Source organism: Nonomuraea lactucae, assembly GCF_003313395.1.
GTDB lineage: Bacteria > Actinomycetota > Actinomycetes > Streptosporangiales > Streptosporangiaceae > Nonomuraea > Nonomuraea lactucae.
In genome coordinates, this window is the sequence record NZ_QNFZ01000507.1 from 1 (window position 1) to 1449 (window position 1449).

General features: G+C 73.7%; 1 protein-coding gene and 1 pseudogene. Both read left to right on the forward strand.

All coding sequences use genetic code 11. The features are described from left to right. A pseudogene (locus tag DQW85_RS23070) lies at positions 1-243 on the forward strand (urocanate hydratase); the annotation flags it as partial. A 107-nt stretch (positions 244-350) separates the two neighbouring features. After that, positions 351-1157 carry a MurR/RpiR family transcriptional regulator gene (locus DQW85_RS23075; RefSeq protein ID WP_113702211.1) on the forward strand — a complete coding sequence of 269 codons (807 nt, stop codon included), beginning with the start codon at positions 351-353 and terminating at the stop codon, positions 1155-1157. Positions 1158-1449: the final 292 nt, after the last annotated feature.

Here is a 1449-nt window from a genome sequence, read left to right on the forward strand (position 1 = left end):
AACACCGCCTCCGGCGCGACCTGGGTATCGATCCACCACGGCGGCGGCGTCGGCATCGGCCGCTCCATCCACGCCGGGCAGGTGGCGGTGGCCGACGGCACCCCACTGGCCGCCCACAAGCTGCAGCGCGTACTGACCAACGACCCCGGCACGGGCGTCATCAGGCACGTGGACGCGGGCTACGAACGGGCCGCCGAGGTGGCCGCGACCCGAGGTGTGCGCATCCCGATGCGGGAGTCCTGACGCGGGACCGCGCGGGCAGGCGGGGATGAGAATGCGGGCAGAGCGGTGTTGGAGGTGGCGTGACGGGCGGTGTTGGAGGTGGCGTGACGGGCGGATATCACAGCGGCATGCACGGGTTGCTGGACGGGCGGCGGCTGTCGCCCGTGCAGCGGAGGATCGCGCACTACCTGGCCGAGCATCTCGACGAGGCCATCTTCCTGTCCAGCGTCGAGCTGGCCGAGCGGGCCGGGGTGAGCCAGCCGTCGGTGACGCGGTTCGCCATGGTGCTGGGCTTCGCGGGCTACCCCGAGCTGCGGCAGGCGTTGCGGCCCATGGTCATGGGCGGCGCCGCGGAGGGGCCGCGGGAGAGCCTGCTCCGCGGGGCCGTGGACGACGAGATCAGAAACCTGACCCGGCTGCGCGAACGGCTCGCGGCGCTCCCGCTGAAGGAGCTGGGCGAGGCGCTGGCCGCCACCGAGCCGCTGCCCGTGCTGGGGCTGAGGGTGTCCAGCGGGCTGGCGACGACCTTCGCCTACTACGCGCGGCGCGTCCACCCCGATGTGCGGCTGCTGACGCACGGCGGGTCGGAGCTGGCCGACGGGCTGCACGCCGCGCGGCGGGCCGGTGCCGAGTGGGTGGTGGCGGTGGTGCTGCCCAGGTATCCGGTGGAGGTGGTGCGGGCCCTGGAGTACGCGGACAAGCTCGGGCTGAGGGCGGCCGTCATCACCGACAAGCCGGGCTTCCCGGCGGAGGTGGTGCTGGACGCGCCCGTGGGCGACCGGCTGGTCTTCGACTCGCACGCGGCGCCGCTGGCCCTGGCCATGGCCCTGGTGGAGGCCATGGCCGACGCGGCGCCGCTGCGGACCCAGGCGAGGCTGGAGGAGTACGAGCGGATGACCGACGAGACCGGGACGTTCCTCGTCGACCCCCCATAGCCCTCCCCGAGCCACCGTCGCCTATCCGGCGAGCCCGCGCAGCGACCGGACCGACCAGGTCACTACCGGGTAGTACTGCCCTCTCCGACGAGAGGACCCGAATTCGAGTAGCGCGTCAAGGTCATAAACTGGCGACCATGAGCGAACGACCGACAGCGCTGGTCACCGGGGCGTCCCGGGGTGTGGGGGAGGCCGTCGCGAGGGCGCTGGCGCCGACGCACGACGTCCTGCTCGGCGGGCGCGACGAGAGCGCACTCGCCGCGCTGGCGGCCGAGCTGCCCGGCGCGCGGGC